The sequence below is a fragment of the Pseudomonas putida genome (genome assembly GCF_016406145.1).
GTDB lineage: Bacteria > Pseudomonadota > Gammaproteobacteria > Pseudomonadales > Pseudomonadaceae > Aquipseudomonas > Aquipseudomonas putida_E.
In genome coordinates, this window is the sequence record NZ_CP066306.1 from 2,454,328 (window position 1) to 2,469,239 (window position 14,912).

Consider the following 14,912-nt stretch of genomic DNA (forward strand, 5'->3'; position numbering starts at 1 on the left):
ACCATCAAGAACGGGCCATGCTGTGCAACCTGCACACTATTTGTCATGCCGTGCGCCTGCTATTTCGCCGTACATCGGCCAGCAAAAAGCGGCCCGTATATTGCTCTGGCTGCTCCAACCTAAACCCGGAGCACCTGACAATGAGTTCCCCCTCCGAATTCCCGCTTTGCGAGGCGCCGCAGCACGCCCGCAAGGGCCTTTTGCCAATCGCCATGGTCCTGTTCAGTTTCACTTTCTTCACCGGCACGATGTTCGCCGGGGGCAAGCTGGGCATGGCCTTCGGGTTCATCGACATGCTCTGGATCGCCACCCTCGGCAACACGCTGCTGGCCCTTTACGCCGCCGCGCTGGCGTTCATCGCTTCGCGCAGCGGGCTCAACACTGTACTGATGGGGCGCTTCTGCTTCGGCGAGGCCGGCAGCCGGCTGTCGGACTTCCTGCTCGGCTTCGCCGAACTGGGCTGGTATGCGTGGGGCACGGCCACTGTGGCGATCGTGCTGGTCAAACTGCTTGGGCTTGCCGAGGGCTTCACCGTGCCGTTGATGGTGCTGTTCGGGTTGGGCTTCAGCATCACGGCAATGGTCGGTTTCAAGGGGCTGGACCTGCTGTCGCGGGTATCGGTACCGCTGATGTTCGTCCTGTTGATCGTTTCCATGGTAATCGCCACCCGTGACGTGGGTGGCCTGCAGCAACTGGCGGCACTGGTACCGCATGAAACCATGACTTTTTCGGCGGCGGTGACCATGGTCTTCGGCACTTTTGCCAGCGGCGCCACCCAAGCCACCAACTGGACGCGCCTGTCGCGCAGCGGGCGGGTGGCGGTGACGGCCAGTGTGGTGGCATTTCTGCTCGGCAACGGGCTGATGGTCGTGGCCGGCGCCTGGTGCGCGATGGTCTACCAGCAGGCCGACATCGTCGAAGTGATGATGCTGCAAGGGCTGTCGTTCGCAGCGGTGGTAATGCTCTGCCTCAACCTGTGGACCATCCAGGGGCCAACCATCTACAACGTTGCCGCCGCAGCGTGTCACCTGGTGCGTAGCGAACGCCGGCGCACGGCAACGCTGGTGGCGGCAGGGGTGGGCATCGTGTTGGCGATCGGTGGCATGTACGAGTTGCTGATTCCCTTCCTGGTATTGCTGGGTTCGATCATCCCGCCAGTGGGTGGGGTGATCATGGCCGACTTCTGGTACCGCCACCGTGGCAAGTATCCGGCCCTGGCTACGGTCAGCCTGCCGCGCTACAACCTGCTGGGGCTGTTCGCCTATGGGGTCGGTGCGCTGGCGGCCTATGCCTCGCCCTGGGTGGCGCCATTGGTGGGCATCGGCGCCTCGGCGCTGTGCTACATCGTGTTGCTTGAACTTGGCGGCCGACGCCGGGCACTGGGCCAGGCGCGGGTCGAGCCGTGAGCCTGGCCCTGGAAGAGATCCTGCACCTGCCCGGCCTGCACGAGATGAGCGTGCGGGCTGGTGCACGCAACCTGCAGCGGCGGGTGCGCTGGCCCTACGTGGCGGAGAACGAGGGCATCGCCGAATGGGTGATGGGCGGTGAGCTGGTGTTCGTCACCGGCATCAACCACCCACGCGGCGAGGGCAACCTGTTGAGCCTGGTCGAAGACGGCGATGCGGTGGGTATCGCCGGCATGGTGATCCTCACAGGCGGTACCTTCATCCAGTGTATTCCGGCCGCGGTAATAGAGCGCGCCGAGCAGTTGGGGTTGCCACTGATCGAACAGCCCTATGCCCTGAAGATGGTGGTGGTCACACACCTGATCGGTACTGCACTGGTACAGATGGCCCAGGTGCGCCGCTCGCGCAACGATATCCTCGGGCAACTGCTGACCGGTGACTATCCGAGCCTGGCCATCGCCCGGCAGCGGGCCGCGCACCTGCAGCTCGACCTGGACGGGCCGCGGCGTTTGGTGGCGTTGCGCTTGTCGGCGGTGGACGGGCTGTTCGAGCGGCATGGCCTGGCCAAAGGCGAACGCCTGTGGCAGGACACCCGCCAAGCCCTGGAAGACCAGCTTGAGGCCTGGTGCCGGGCCCGGGCCGGCGCGGTCACGGCGCAACTGGCCGGTGACCTGTTCGTGTTGCTGCTGCCCGATACGCCGGACTTGCGTGCAGCCCTGGCCGGTCTGCACCGGCAGTTGGCAGCGCAGGCTTGTGAGATGGGGCTGTTCATGGGCCTGTCGAGCCTCGCCGGGGACTGTGGCCATTACCGTCAGGCCCTCAACCAGGCGCGCCAGGCCCTGGAGGTTGCGCAAAACCTGCGCCCGGCCACCGGCCTGTGCGACTTCAGCGAGCTCGGTGTATTGCGCCTGTTGCAGGGTATCGTCGACCGTTCGCTGATCGATGACTTCGTCGCCCAGACCCTCGGCCCGCTGCGCACCCCCGGGCGCAAACAGCCCAACGCATTGCTGCACACCCTCGACGCGCTGCTCAAGGAGAACGGCAATGGCCTCAAGGCCGGGCAGCGCCTGGGTTTGCACCGCAACACCATCAATCAACGGATGCAACGCATCGAACAACTGAGCGGGCAGTCCCTGGACGACCCGCTTTTCCGTATGAACGCTGCGGTCGCTATGCTGATATGGCGCATGACCGAAGCCCAAGGCAAGGAGTAACTCCATGAACATCATCAACGCACGACTGCGCGGCAAGCCCGGCCTGATGCGCATCGAACTGGACGGCGAGCGTATCGCCGCCATTGTGCCCCAGGCCAATGCCGTCATGCCCTCCAGCCCAGACGACCTGGACGCCCAACAGAACCTGGTGGTGCCCCCCTTCGTCGAACCGCACATTCACCTCGATGCCACTTTGACCGCCGGTGAGCCGAACTGGAACATGAGCGGCACGCTGTTCGAGGGTATCGAGCGCTGGGCCGAGCGCAAGGCAATCACAACCCACGACGACATCAAGACTCGGGCCAAGAAGACCATCGGCATGCTCGTCGACCATGGCATCCAGCATGTGCGTACCCATGTGGATGTGACCGATCCAAAGCTCACCGCGCTCAAGGCGATGGTCGAGGTGCGTGAGGAGGTGCGCGGGCTGATCGACCTGCAGATCGTCGCGTTCCCGCAGGAAGGCATCGAGTCGTACGCCAACGGCCGTGCGTTGATGACCGAGGCGGTAGCGATGGGCGCCGACGTGGTCGGCGGCATTCCACACTTCGAGAACACCCGCGACCAGGGCGTGTCGTCAGTGAAATTCCTCATGGAGCTGGCCGAGCGCACGGGCTGCCTGGTGGACGTGCATTGCGACGAAACCGACGACCCGCAGTCGCGCTTCCTCGAGGTGCTGGCCGAAGAAGCGCGGGTGCGCGGGATGGGGGCACGGGTGACCGCGAGCCACACCACGGCCATGGGCTCGTATGACAATGCCTACTGTTCCAAACTGTTCCGCCTGTTGAAAATGTCGGGCATCAATTTCGTTTCGTGCCCGACCGAGAGCATCCACCTGCAGGGGCGCTTCGACAGCTACCCTAAACGCCGCGGCCTGACGCGTGTGGCCGAGATCGACAGGGCAGGGATGAATGTGTGCTTTGGCCAGGACTCGATCGTTGACCCTTGGTACCCGCTGGGCAATGGCAACATCCTGCGCATCCTCGAGGCAGGGTTGCACATCTGCCACATGCTGGGCTACGAAGACCTGCAACGTTGCCTGGACCTGATCACCGACAACAGTGCGCGCACACTCAACCTAGGCGAGCGCTACGGCATCGAGGTGGGGCGCCCGGCGAATTTGTTGTTGCTGTCGGCGCCGGACGACTATGAGATGGTGCGCAGCCAAGGCCATGCGCTGGTATCGATACGGCATGGCAAGGTGCTGATGCGCCGTACGCAGGCGCAGGTCGAACGGTTTGCCTGAAGCGGTACGGGGTCACTGAGTGCTTGCCTGGTGACGTCGAACTTGGCACCCTTTGTGGCCGCTGAGCCGTCCATGCCGTGACAGAAGGAAACCTACCGTTGAGTTGGGACAAAATCGGGAAACTGCTCGTAGCCCTGTTGCTTGGCCTGATGTTCTGGCTGGTGGCCTACGTGGTGCTCAAGGACAACGCCCGCCTCGAAGCTTCCCTGACCTATGCCTACCTCACCTACCCAAGCCAGTTCAGCGAGCGCATCAGCAAGACCAATGAACAGCTCAAGTACGAGCGGCTGCAGCCACGCATCGCCAGCATCGGCCAGGGGGCGCTGAGCCAGGATCAGGTCGACAGGCTGATCGACCTGGCCCAGGCACCCTACGCCCAACTGTTCGCCAAACCGTTCGAGGCCGGGTTGGTGGATCACCGTACCGGCTTGCTCATAGAGCTGCGCAACACCGGTCACACCGAGGTGCGCGAGGTCAAGGTGCGCCTGCCGGCCAAGGGTTTGGTGCAAGTGCGCGATGGCTCAGGCAACGACACCCTCTACGAGGCCTCCACGCCGATGGTCGAGATCCCTGTCATCGAGCAAGGCCGGGCGTGCAAGGTGTGGGTCTACTTCGATGCCGACTACTCGCAGATCCGCCAAGGTGGTATCAGCATCAGCCATGCCGACGGTGTGGCGGATGTGCAGGTGTATCGAGAGTTCATCGGTTTTCCGGCGCTGGTGGCGCGCTATAGCCGGGAGCTGATGGTGCTGCTCGGTGTGCTGGTGCTCAGCGTGCTGGGCCTGGGCTACGCCTGCCTCGTGCGGTCACGCAAGCCTATATTGCCCTCCTGATGGCGTCACCTGGCGCTTAGTGGCCGCCGTCGTGCAGGGCCAGGCTTTGGCGCAACTGCTCGATCACGGCTGTGCGCAATGCCTCTGGCGCCTGTACACGTATGGAGCCCGCTTGGGACAGCAGCCAGCCCATCAACGCGCGGCTGTCGTCGACGGTGGCATCCAGGGTCGCCCCGCCATTGCCGTGCGGGGACAGGCGCATGTCATCTGACAAGGGCTGGTCCTCCAGGCGCCGTGCGAGGGCGTCATCCACCCAGGCGCGCAATTCGATCTGCCGGGCAGGGCAGAGCGCATCGGGCTGCAGTTGCTGAGCCTCACCGAGGCTGCGGCCTGGCTGCCAGTACCAGCCGTAGGGCATGCCCTTGTTGTTGCAGCGTAAATGGAACAGCGACGCAAGCTCATTGAGGTCACGTTCCACCGTGCGTTTGCTGGTCTTGTAGCCGACCTTGGCCAGTGCGGCCTGCAACTGTGTGGAGCTCATGCCCGGGTGGCGGTCGGGCAGCAATTTGAGCAGTTGCCACTGGCGGGCGATCGTGTGGCGGGTAGAGTTGCTGGGCAAAGGGCTCGTCCTTGAAGTTCAGGCGTGGTGCGCGCCTGAATGATGGCAATTGGCTATTGCGCGAGCATACCCGTTCAGTGAATAGGATCCAAGTTCAGCAGGATGAGTGGCCTGTGCCTTGTTTCATGCCTGCAGTGCCTGGATGAACAGCGCTTCTGCGCGGCTCAGGCGCTACAGGGCTGCTACGCACCCCATCGCAGGCAAGCCAGCTCCCACAGGTGGGCGCAGTTCCTGAGGTTTGCGTGGTCCCTGTGTGTGGCTTATTCCAATACCCCAGCGCCCCTAGAACCCACCCCGGCGCACATGCTTCACCAACACCTTCTCCAGCAACTCCCACATCGCAGGGTCGGTACTGAACGCCACGTTGAACCGCATCCACCCGGTCGGTTTGGCATCGACCATGAACAACTGCCCGGGCCCGAGCATGATGCCTTTCTCCAGCGCATCATCCAGTAGCGCTGCGCTGTCCGGGATGGCCGGGTGGCGGGTCCAGATGTACATGCCTTCGTCCGACTCGATGAACAGTTCGAAACCCAGCCGGTGCAGGTGCCGGCCAACTTCCTGATGGGCCTCGGCCAGGCGCTGGCGCAGGCGCTTGAGGTGCTTGCGCCAGCGGCCGTCGATGATCGCGGCATACACCACACGCTCCATAACCTGCGAGGTGGTCAGGCCCGAGCGCATCTTAAGGTGCAGCAGCTTTTGCGACAGCTGTGGGTTGGCCAGCAGGTAGCCGACCCGCACGTTGGGCGAAATGCTCTTGGAGTAGCTGCCCACGTACACCACCTGCTGCAGGTGGTCGAGGCTGGCCAGGCACGGCTGCGGCTCGGCGACCATGTCGGCGTACAGGTTGTTTTCCACCAGGCGAAAGCCGTGCTGGCTGGCCAGTTGCAGCAAGCGGTGCAGCTGCGCCAGCGGGGTGCGCGAGCAGGTCGGGCTGTGCAGGTGCGGCTGAGTGAAGAAAGCAGTCGGGCGGTGGTGCGCCAACAGCTGTTCGAGGTGGTTGAGGTCGTAGCCATTGGGGGTGCGCGGCACGCCGATCAAAGTGGCGCCCTGGGTACGCAGGATGCTCATCAGGTTGGGGTAGCCGGGGTCGTCCACCAGCACCACGTCACCCGGGCGCACAAGCGTGCGCACGGCAAGGTCCAGAGCCTGGCTGGCACCGTGGGTAAGCATCAGCTGGGCGGTGTTGGCGACGATCGATAGTTCCTGCTGCAGGTTCTGCGCGGTCAGCGCGCGCAATTCCGGCAGGCCCATCGGGTCGCCATAGCCGGACAGCTCCAGCGGGCTGCCGGCAACCTGGCGCAGGCCGCGGCGCAGGCCTTCTTCGTACATCCAGTCGTTGGGCAGCCAGCCGCAGCCCGGTTTGAATGGCAACTGGCGGGTCTCGAAGATCTGCTGCAGGTACCATTCGGAGTTGAACGATGGTCGACTGGCGTCGGCCTCGGCGCTGTGGTTGTCCAGCAATTCAGCCGCCGCACGGTTGACGAAGAACCCGGCATTGCCCTTGCTCACCAACAGCCCCTGGGCGACCAGGCGGTCGTACGCCTCGACCACAGTGAAGGTGCTCACCGAATAGGTCGCGGCAAACGCGCGGATCGACGGGACCTTGGCACCTGGCTTGAGGGTCTGGTTGTCGATCAGCTCACGCAGCCCGTCGATGATCTGGTTGACCAACGGCGTCGAGGAGTCTGGGTGTAATTCAAGCATTCGGGGGCCTTGAGGGTGCGTAACGGCAGGCGCCTGCAGGGTGTATTGCATCGGCGACCTGTACAGTGCAGTGCGACTTTCATGCCACTGTGCATGGCTCTATGTGTCGGACATTTTTACATTAGGTGTCAGATAGCGCCACATAAAGCATGTTCAGTTCGCTCCAGGGGCAAACCCTGGGGCGCGTCAGCAGGCCGCCATGGAAGGCCTGCGTGTGTAACAGCACACCTCCTGCCCGCATTAGCACTGATGTACAGGTGAGGCCGATGACCATCGCGGTCTTACAGTTTTCCTTGGATAAAAAGAAGCACGGGGTACACAACTGATGGACGCAACATCCACAACCACCACCGCGAACAGCGGGCATGAGAGCAAACTCAGTGCCTCGCTGAAGTCGCGCCACCTGACGATGATGTCGATCGCCGGGGTTATCGGCGGCGCCTTGTTCGTCGGCTCCGGCAGCGTGATCCACAGCGCCGGCCCGGCTGCTGTCCTGGCCTACCTGGCAGGCGGCATCCTGGTGGTACTGATCATGCGCATGCTGGGTGAAATGGCGACTTCTTCGCCCGACACCGGTTCGTTTTCCACCTACGCCGACCGCGCCATCGGCCGTTGGGCCGGTTTCACCATCGGCTGGCTGTACTGGTGGTACTGGGTCATCCTCATGGCCTGGGAAGCTTATGTGGCGGGCAAGATCCTGCATGGTTTCTTCCCTGATGTGAGCGTCAACGTGTTCGTGCTGGCCACGACCCTGGTGCTGATCACCGTCAACTTCTTCAACGTCAAGCACTACGGCGAGTTCGAGTTCTGGTTCGCGTTGATCAAGGTGATCGCGATCGTCTGTTTCCTGATCGTGTGTACCGCTGCGGTGATGAACATTTGGCAGTTCGGTGAAGTGCGCGGCATCACCCACCTGACCGCCGAAGGCTTCATGCCCAATGGCATCACCACGGTGATCGGTGCGTTGCTTGGTGTGATGTTCGCCTTCCTCGGTGCCGAAATCGTCACCATCGCCGCGTCCGAAGCCAAGGACCCGGCCACTCAGATCGTCAAGGCCACCAACTCTGTGGTGTGGCGTGTATGCCTGTTCTATGTCGGCTCGATCTTCCTGATCGTCTGCCTGGTGCCGTGGAACGACCCGCACCTGGGCGTTTCCGGTTATGGCGCCTATCGCCGCACCTTGGAACTGCTGGGTGTGCCGTATGCCGAGCTGTTGATGAACTTCGTGGTGCTGACGTCGGTGAGCAGCTGCCTGATCTCGGGCCACTACACCGCTTCGCGCATGCTGTTCTCGCTGGCACAGCGTGGCGATGCGCCGTCGTTCTTCAAGACGACACGCGCCGGCACCGGCGTACCGGTGAACGCGATTATCGGTTCGTGCGCCGTGGCCGTGGTGTGCGCGCTGATCAACTTCAGCGAGACCCTGCGCCCGAAAGACGTGCTCGATACGCTGATGAACACCACCGGCATGATCGCTTTGCTGGTGTACCTGGTGATTGCCTTCTCGCAGCTGCGCATGCGCCGCAAGCTGATCGCCGAGGGCAAGGAAGTACGCCTGAAGATGTGGCTGTTCCCGTGGCTGACCTACCTGGTGATCGCCTTCATCGTCGCCGCACTGGTAACCATGGCCTTCATGCCTGACTACCAGATCCTGGTGATCTCCACCGGCATTGCTGCGGCCATCGTGGTGGCCATGGGTGTGGTGCACCAGATGCGCAGCGCCCGCAAGCACTAAGCGCTAGTGGTTGTCCGAAGCGGCCGGCTCCCTCGTGGACCCGGCCGTTTCGCGTTGATGGGCAGGAGGTTTGTCCTCCGGCATGTGAAAGCGCCCGTTCATCCACGGTGAGCCGAGGAGGGCGGCGGCGGTGATCAGGGCCAGAAGGGCCAGGGCCAGGAATGTTTTCATAGGCATGCGCATAAGGGGACTGACTTCGAGGATGAGCTAACAGTTCCCGCGACAGGGCCCGTACAGGCGACAGATGGCTTATGCTGAGCACATTGCCCGCCCTAAGGAGCCCCTCATGGCTTGGTCCGCCACCCAGTATTCCCTGTTCGAAGACGAACGCACCCGTGCGGTGCGCGACCTGCTTGCCGCGGTGCCTCCACGCCCGGTGCGCCACGCTACCGACCTGGGTTGCGGCCCTGGTAATTCCACCGAAATACTGCTGCAGCGCCACCCCGATGCCCAGGTGACTGCCCTGGACAGCGATCCGGACATGATCGACAAGGCGCGTGCACGCCAGCGCCTGCGCATCCCCAGGGTGCGTTGCGAAATTGCCGATATCGCCCACTGGACCGCCCCCGAACCACAGGACCTGATCCTGGCCAACGCTTCGCTGCAATGGGTGCCCGACCACGGTTCGCTCTACCCGCACCTGGTGCGCCAGCTGAGTGAAGGTGCAAGCCTGGCCGTGCAAACCCCGGACAACCTCGACGAGCCGGCCCACCGCCAGTTGCGCGAGATCGCCGGCCGCGGCCCCTGGGCTGAAAAATTCGCCGACCTGAGCTTGCCGCCCCGGCATAACGCGGCGTTCTACTACGACCTGCTCAGCCCGCTGTGTACGCGGGTGGATGTGTGGCGCACGACCTACCATCACCCGTTGCCCGGTGGCGCCGAGGCCGTGGTGGAGTGGTTCAAGGGGTCGGCCCTGCGGCCTTATCTGGCCAGGCTGGACGAGCAGGAGCAGGCGAGCTTCCTGCAGATGTACCTGCAGGCCATGCAGCACGACTATCCGGCTGCCACCGACGGCAAGGTGCTACTGCCGTTCCCGCGGCTGTTTGTGATTGCTACGCGGTAGGTGATTGGCGCCAGCGCCAGATCACGTAGCCATAGATCACGAGGTTGACCAGCAGCACGACGCCGCCTAGCAGCCACTGGATCTGCGGCGTCAACCCGGCGGGGTAGATCAGCGGCCAGATGTAGTGCTCGACGAAGCCGCCGTGGTAGCCGGCACCACCTGCGGCGAAGCGCATGCGGTTCTCCCAGCCGGTCAGCGGGCATTCCAGGTGCAGCCCCTCAACCGCCAGGCCCCAGGCCAGGGCGGGCAGGTGGATAAACAGGGCTGGGCGCCATCTGAGCACCAGCAGGCCACCGAACAGCACCAGCAGGATGAAGGCCAGATGGAGCAGGACCAGGGTGTCGGCGGCTAGACGGAAAAACATGAGGTGCACATTTAGAGAGGAATGTATACCCAGCATAGTTATCAAGGCTCAGCGCAAAACCAGTGGGAGCCGGCTTGCCGGCGATAGGGCCCGGATGGCCGCTACAAGCTTTCCTGCACCACCTGCAGGAACGTCGCGACCACCCGCCGCGTACGCTGCTCGCTCAAACACACCAGTGTCTCGGTGAGGTGCCGCTGGCAATCGACAATGGGCAGCGCACACACCCGCGCATCGGCGCCGAACTCGGCGGCCGACACTACCCCCACGCCAATCCCCACCACCACCGCCTCGCGTGCTGCCTCCCGGCCCTCAACCTGAATAGCGGGACGGATCCGCAGGCCGGCGCGCTGCATTTCTTCCTCCAGCGTCTGCCGGGTCACCGAGCCGGGCTCGCGTAGCACCAGCGGCGTGTCGTCCAGGTCCGCCAGGCTGATCGAGCCACGGCTGGCCCATGGGTGGTTGTGCGACACGAACGCCACCATCGGGTCGCGGCGCAGCGGCACGCAGTGCAGTCGCTCATCGTCGACATCGCGCCCTAGCAGTGCCAGGTCGGCCTGGTAGCTGAACAGGCGGGCCAGGGATTCATCGGTGTTGCCGGTCTCGACCTTGACCTGGATGCCCGGGTAGCGCTGGCAGAAGCGTGCGATCTGCGGCAGCACATGCACTGGCGCATCCACCGCCAGCACCAGGCTGCCGGTGTGCAGGGCGCGGGAGTCCTGCAGCAGTTCGTGGGCTTCGGCCTCACAGGCGAACAGGCGCTTGCTGATGCCCAGCAGGCGTTCGCCCAGGTCGGTCAACTGCACCGAACGCTTGTTGCGGTGGAACAGCAAAACCCCGAAGCGCTCTTCGAGCTTGCGCACTTGGTCGGACACGGCCGGCTGGGTCAAAAACAGCTTTTCTGCTGCCCGGGTGAAGCTGCCGTGCACGGCCACTGCGTGGAAAGCCCTGAGTTGAGCGTGGGACACCGACATGTCGACTCCAGTAACAAGCTGAGCTTATGTGTGAAATACGATAAATCGATTTTATTTATCAGTCACCAGCTGTTTCCATACTGACCAACCCAGCGCTGCCACAAGCGGCCGCCGGGCATGGCGCGCACCCCTGCGCCATCTGACCAGATGACGAGCCACGTCATGCAGTGCGCAACACAAAAACAAGACAGGCGTTTATTCACATTCTGCCGGCACACTTGAGCAAGAGGTCAGACGCACATGAATCATTCCCTAGCCGCGTTGAAACGCTGGCGCATCCAGATTTTCGCTATCACCTGGCTGGCCTACGCCGCCTTCTACTTCACCCGCAAGGCCTTCTCGGTGGCCAAGCTCGGCATTGGTGAAGACCCGACTTTCATGCTCGACAAGGCCTCCATGGCCAACCTCGACGCCATCTACCTGGCCGCCTATGCCGTGGGCCAGTTCACCTGGGGCATGCTTGCCGACCGCTTCGGCCCGCGTGTGGTGGTGCTCGGTGGCTTGTTGATCTCGGCGGCAGCAGCAGTGGTGATGGGCAGTTACGCGACCTTCCCGATCTTCGCCACCTGCATGCTGATCCAGGGCCTGGCGCAGTCCACCGGCTGGGCCGGGCTGTGCAAGAACATCGGCAGCTTCTTCCCCGCCGTGCAGCGCGGCCGGGTACTGGGGTTGTGGAGCTCGTGCTATGCATTTGGCGGCCTGGTCGCCTCGCCGTTCGCCGGCTGGTGGGCCTATACCCTGATCGGCACCTGGCAGGCGGCATTCTTCTCCACTGCCGCGGTGGTGGCGGCGGTGGCGGTGTTGTTCTTCTTCCTGCAGCGCAACAAACCCGAGGATGTGGGCTTGCCGGCGGTCGAGCCCGAGCCGCAGAGCATGGCCCCGGCCGGCAGCCTGTGCAGTGTGTGGGCGCCGCTGCGCGAGATCCTGCGCAACCGCACGGTACTGACCTTGGGCCTGGCGTACTTTCTTCTAAAACCGGCGCGCTACGCGATCTTGCTATGGGGGCCGGTAATCGTCTTCGAGCAGATGCCCTCGGTCGGCAAGGTAGGTGCTGCGATCATCCCCACGGCCTTTGAACTGGCCGGGCTGCTGGGCCCGATCATCATCGGCCTGGCCTCGGACAAGCTGTTTGGCGCCCGGCGCATGCCGGCCTGTGTGATCAGCCTGGTGCTGCTGACCGTGGCCCTGGCGGCGTTCATGGCAGCCATGCACAGCGGCAGCATCGTCATGGTGGTTGGCCTGCTGTTCTTCATGGGCCTGACCCTGTACGGGCCAGACTCGATGATCAGCGGCGCGGCGGCCATCGACTTCGGCACCGCCAAGGCCGGTGCCACGGCAGCGGGTTTCGTCAATGGCTGCGGTTCGGTGGGCGCGGTGCTCGGCGGCCTGCTGCCCGGCTACTTCGACAGCGTCACGGTGTTCATCGTGTTCGCCGGTTGCGCACTGTTCTCGGCCCTGGTGCTGCTGCCCCACTGGAACAGCCGCCCGGCCAGCGCAGCCCAGGCCAATGATGTGGCGCCCAACACCAGCATGGCGATCAAGCCACTGCGTACCTAAAGGAAAGCGAGCGAATGAGACCCTTCTGGCTGCAACAGGCCCTGGATCGTGAACAGGACGCGGTATGCCCGCCACTGCAAGGCGATGCCCGCTGCGACGTGTGCATCGTCGGCGGCGGCTACACGGGCCTCTGGACCGCGCTGATGCTCAAGGAGGCGGTGCCGGCGCTGGACGTGCTGCTGATCGAGGCTGACATCTGCGGTGCGGGCGCCAGTGGGCGCAACGGTGGTTGCGCGCTGTCCTGGTCGGCCAAGTACTTCACCCTCGAGCGGCTGTTCGGGGTGGCCGAAGCGGTGCGCCTGGTAAGCGAGTCAGAGCGCAGCATCGGTGCCATTGGCGCGTTTTGCGCGGCCAATGGCATCGATTGCGACTACCGCCTGGACGGCACACTGTACACCGCTACCAACCAGGCCCAGGTGGGTGCAACCGATGCGGTGATCGCTGCGCTGGAGCACAAGGGGATCAATTCATTCGAGCGTTTGCCGCTGGACGAGGTACAGCGCCTGGCCGGTTCGGCGCGGCACCTGGAGGGCTGGTTTTCGCCGGCCGCCGCCACCGTCCAGCCTGGCCGGTTGGTGCGCGGCCTGCGGCGCGTGGCGTTGCAGCGCGGCGTGCGAATTCACGAAGGCACGGCCATGACCGGCCTGGAGCACGGCGCCCCGGCGCAGGTGCGCACGGCCCACGGCACGGTGCGTGCCGACCGCGTGGTGCTCGGCCTCAATGCCTGGATGGCACGCGCTTTCCCGCAGTTCGAACGCAGCGTGGCTATCGTTTCCAGTGACATGGTGATCACCGAGCCGTGCCCCGAGTTGCTGCACGAGATCGGCCTGAACAACGGCATCAGCGTGCTGGACTCACGGATCTTCGTGCATTACTACCACAACACCTCCGATGGCCGGCTGATGCTTGGCAAGGGTGGCAACACCTTCGCCTATGGCGGGCGCATGCTGCCGGTATTCGATCAACCTTCGCCGTACCGGCCGCTGCTGCGTGAGAGCCTGGCCGATTTCTTCCCTGCCTTGGCCCAGGTGCCCCTGGCGGCCAGCTGGAACGGCCCCTCGGACCGCTCGGTGACCGGGCTGCCGTTCTTCGGGCGGTTGGACGGGCAGGGCAACGTGTTCTATGGCTTCGGATATTCTGGCAGCGGGGTAGGGCCGTGCCACATGGGCGGGCAGATCCTCTCGTCGCTGGCGCTGGGGCTGGACAACCCCTGGACCCGCTCGCCACTGGTCAAGGGCCCGTTGGGGCTGTTCCCGCCGGAGCCGATCCGTTACCTGGGGTCGCTGATGGTACGCAATGCAATCCGGCGTAAGGAGCGCGCCGAAGACAGGGGGCTGCGGCCACGCCATCTGGACGTGCGGCTGGCCCGGTTCGCGGCGGCGGCGGGCAAGGCTGACAAAGCGTGAGATTTCTTGTCGAACACTGGCCCGAGGGCGTATAAACTGCTCCCACTTTTTGGCCGGTCGCTTCCTGAACCGGCCGCTGAAACAAGAGAGTCGACATGGGCGCACAGTGGAAAGCCAAGCATAGAGAAACAGCTGCCAATGCCAAGGGCAAGATCATGGGCAAGCTGTCCAAGGAAATCCAGATCGCGGCCAGGTCGGGCGCCGATCCCGACATGAACCCACGCCTGCGCCTGGCCATCGTGCAAGCCAAGAAGGCTTCCATGACCCGCGAGACCCTGGACCGGGCAATCCGTAAGGGCGCGGGCCTGGACGGTGATGCCGTGCAGTACCAGGCGGTGACTTACGAAGGTTTCGCGCCGCACCAGGTGCCACTGATCGTCGAGTGCCTGACCGACAACGTCAACCGCACCGTCGCGCAGATTCGCGTGCTGTTCCGCAAGGGTCAGCTGGGTGCCAGTGGTTCGGTGGCCTGGGACTTCAACCATGTGGGCCTGATCGAAGCCATGCCCGACGGCGATGCCGACCCTGAAATGGCCGCCATCGAAGCCGGAGCCCAGGACTTTGAAGACGGTGAAGAAGAGGGCTCGACCCTGTTCATCACTGACACCACCGACCTGGATGCAGTGCAGAAAGCCCTGCCCGAGCACGGTTTCACCGTTTCCTCGGCCAAGATCGGCTACACCCCGAAGAACCCGGTGAGCGCTGCCAGCCTCAGTGCCGAGGCACTGGCTGAAGTCGAGGCGTTCCTCGAAGCGATCGACGAGAATGATGACGTACAGAACGTCTACGTTGGCCTGACCGAGTAAAAGCCGGGGCCGCTTTGCGGCCCAATCGCCGGCAAGCCGGCTCCC

Annotated in this window: 14 protein-coding genes; 9 read left to right on the forward strand and 5 right to left on the reverse strand. The window is 63.9% G+C overall.

Annotated features, from left to right (window positions below; translation table 11 throughout):
* Nucleotides 1-140: 140 nt before the first annotated feature.
* The 4 genes from codB to JET17_RS11270 all read left to right on the forward strand — a co-directional run bounded on the left by codB (nucleotide 141) and on the right by JET17_RS11270 (nucleotide 4,699).
* A complete protein-coding gene (gene codB, locus JET17_RS11255) occupies nucleotides 141-1,406 on the forward strand; it encodes a cytosine permease (RefSeq protein WP_012314097.1) in 1,266 nt (421 codons plus the stop codon).
* Entirely contained in the window at nucleotides 1,403-2,620 is a 1,218-nt protein-coding gene (locus JET17_RS11260; protein WP_012314098.1) for a PucR family transcriptional regulator, read from the forward strand. Before codB ends, JET17_RS11260 begins: the two co-directional genes overlap by 4 nt.
* Before the next feature lie 4 nt (nucleotides 2,621-2,624).
* Nucleotides 2,625-3,866 (forward strand): cytosine deaminase, encoded by a 1,242-nt coding sequence (codA, locus tag JET17_RS11265; RefSeq protein WP_012314099.1) that lies wholly within the window; start codon nucleotides 2,625-2,627, stop codon nucleotides 3,864-3,866.
* Between the two features lie 98 nt (nucleotides 3,867-3,964).
* Nucleotides 3,965-4,699 (forward strand): hypothetical protein, encoded by a 735-nt coding sequence (locus JET17_RS11270; RefSeq protein WP_012314100.1) that lies wholly within the window; start codon nucleotides 3,965-3,967, stop codon nucleotides 4,697-4,699.
* A 16-nt stretch (nucleotides 4,700-4,715) separates the two neighbouring features.
* Here the strand turns inward: JET17_RS11270 and JET17_RS11275 are convergent, their stop codons facing one another.
* A complete protein-coding gene (locus JET17_RS11275; RefSeq protein ID WP_012314101.1) occupies nucleotides 4,716-5,258 on the reverse strand; it encodes a WYL domain-containing protein in 543 nt (180 codons plus the stop codon).
* A gap of 282 nt (nucleotides 5,259-5,540) precedes the next feature.
* A complete protein-coding gene (locus tag JET17_RS11280; RefSeq protein WP_012314102.1) occupies nucleotides 5,541-6,965 on the reverse strand; it encodes a PLP-dependent aminotransferase family protein in 1,425 nt (474 codons plus the stop codon).
* 325 nt (nucleotides 6,966-7,290) lie between these two features.
* Between JET17_RS11280 and JET17_RS11285 the strand changes: the two genes are divergently transcribed.
* Entirely contained in the window at nucleotides 7,291-8,700 is a 1,410-nt protein-coding gene (locus JET17_RS11285) for an amino acid permease (RefSeq protein WP_012314103.1), read from the forward strand.
* A gap of 3 nt (nucleotides 8,701-8,703) precedes the next feature.
* Here the strand turns inward: JET17_RS11285 and JET17_RS27215 are convergent, their stop codons facing one another.
* On the reverse strand, nucleotides 8,704-8,883 hold the full coding sequence (locus JET17_RS27215; RefSeq protein WP_012314104.1) for a hypothetical protein: 180 nt from the start codon (nucleotides 8,881-8,883) through the stop codon (nucleotides 8,704-8,706).
* A gap of 103 nt (nucleotides 8,884-8,986) precedes the next feature.
* Here JET17_RS27215 and tam point away from each other — a divergent pair, with 103 nt between their 5' ends.
* A complete protein-coding gene (gene tam / locus JET17_RS11290) occupies nucleotides 8,987-9,763 on the forward strand; it encodes a trans-aconitate 2-methyltransferase (protein WP_012314105.1) in 777 nt (258 codons plus the stop codon).
* Here tam and JET17_RS11295 read toward each other — a convergent pair.
* Both JET17_RS11295 and JET17_RS11300 read right to left on the reverse strand, forming a co-directional pair.
* The gene (locus tag JET17_RS11295) at nucleotides 9,753-10,127 is read right to left on the reverse strand and encodes a DUF2784 domain-containing protein (protein ID WP_042111377.1); all 375 of its coding nucleotides are present in this window, start codon (nucleotides 10,125-10,127) and stop codon (nucleotides 9,753-9,755) included. The genes tam and JET17_RS11295 overlap by 11 nt on opposite strands.
* A 101-nt stretch (nucleotides 10,128-10,228) precedes the next feature.
* Nucleotides 10,229-11,098 (reverse strand): LysR substrate-binding domain-containing protein, encoded by an 870-nt coding sequence (locus tag JET17_RS11300; RefSeq protein WP_012314107.1) that lies wholly within the window; start codon nucleotides 11,096-11,098, stop codon nucleotides 10,229-10,231.
* A 240-nt stretch (nucleotides 11,099-11,338) separates the two neighbouring features.
* Between JET17_RS11300 and JET17_RS11305 the strand changes: the two genes are divergently transcribed.
* The 3 genes from JET17_RS11305 (at nucleotide 11,339) to JET17_RS11315 (ending at nucleotide 14,867) form a co-directional block, all read left to right on the forward strand.
* Nucleotides 11,339-12,655 carry an MFS transporter gene (locus JET17_RS11305; RefSeq protein WP_012314108.1) on the forward strand — a complete coding sequence of 439 codons (1,317 nt, stop codon included), beginning with the start codon at nucleotides 11,339-11,341 and terminating at the stop codon, nucleotides 12,653-12,655.
* 14 nt (nucleotides 12,656-12,669) lie between these two features.
* Nucleotides 12,670-14,061 (forward strand): FAD-dependent oxidoreductase, encoded by a 1,392-nt coding sequence (locus JET17_RS11310; RefSeq protein ID WP_012314109.1) that lies wholly within the window; start codon nucleotides 12,670-12,672, stop codon nucleotides 14,059-14,061.
* A gap of 95 nt (nucleotides 14,062-14,156) precedes the next feature.
* Nucleotides 14,157-14,867, forward strand: coding sequence for a YebC/PmpR family DNA-binding transcriptional regulator (locus tag JET17_RS11315; RefSeq protein ID WP_012314110.1), 711 nt, complete (start codon nucleotides 14,157-14,159; stop codon nucleotides 14,865-14,867).
* Nucleotides 14,868-14,912 lie beyond the last annotated feature (45 nt).

Coding starts and splice junctions, on each gene's coding strand:
- codB (WP_012314097.1), top strand. CDS start 141: ATGAGTTCCCCCTCCGAATTCCCGCTTTGCGAGGCGCCGCAGCACGCC.
- codA (WP_012314099.1), top strand. CDS start 2,625: ATGAACATCATCAACGCACGACTGCGCGGCAAGCCCGGCCTGATGCGC.
- JET17_RS11280 (WP_012314102.1), bottom strand. CDS start 6,965: ATGCTTGAATTACACCCAGACTCCTCGACGCCGTTGGTCAACCAGATC.
- JET17_RS11285 (WP_012314103.1), top strand. CDS start 7,291: ATGGACGCAACATCCACAACCACCACCGCGAACAGCGGGCATGAGAGC.
- JET17_RS27215 (WP_012314104.1), bottom strand. CDS start 8,883: ATGCGCATGCCTATGAAAACATTCCTGGCCCTGGCCCTTCTGGCCCTG.
- tam (WP_012314105.1), top strand. CDS start 8,987: ATGGCTTGGTCCGCCACCCAGTATTCCCTGTTCGAAGACGAACGCACC.
- JET17_RS11295 (WP_042111377.1), bottom strand. CDS start 10,127: ATGTTTTTCCGTCTAGCCGCCGACACCCTGGTCCTGCTCCATCTGGCC.
- JET17_RS11300 (WP_012314107.1), bottom strand. CDS start 11,098: ATGTCGGTGTCCCACGCTCAACTCAGGGCTTTCCACGCAGTGGCCGTG.
- JET17_RS11305 (WP_012314108.1), top strand. CDS start 11,339: ATGAATCATTCCCTAGCCGCGTTGAAACGCTGGCGCATCCAGATTTTC.
- JET17_RS11310 (WP_012314109.1), top strand. CDS start 12,670: ATGAGACCCTTCTGGCTGCAACAGGCCCTGGATCGTGAACAGGACGCG.
- JET17_RS11315 (WP_012314110.1), top strand. CDS start 14,157: ATGGGCGCACAGTGGAAAGCCAAGCATAGAGAAACAGCTGCCAATGCC.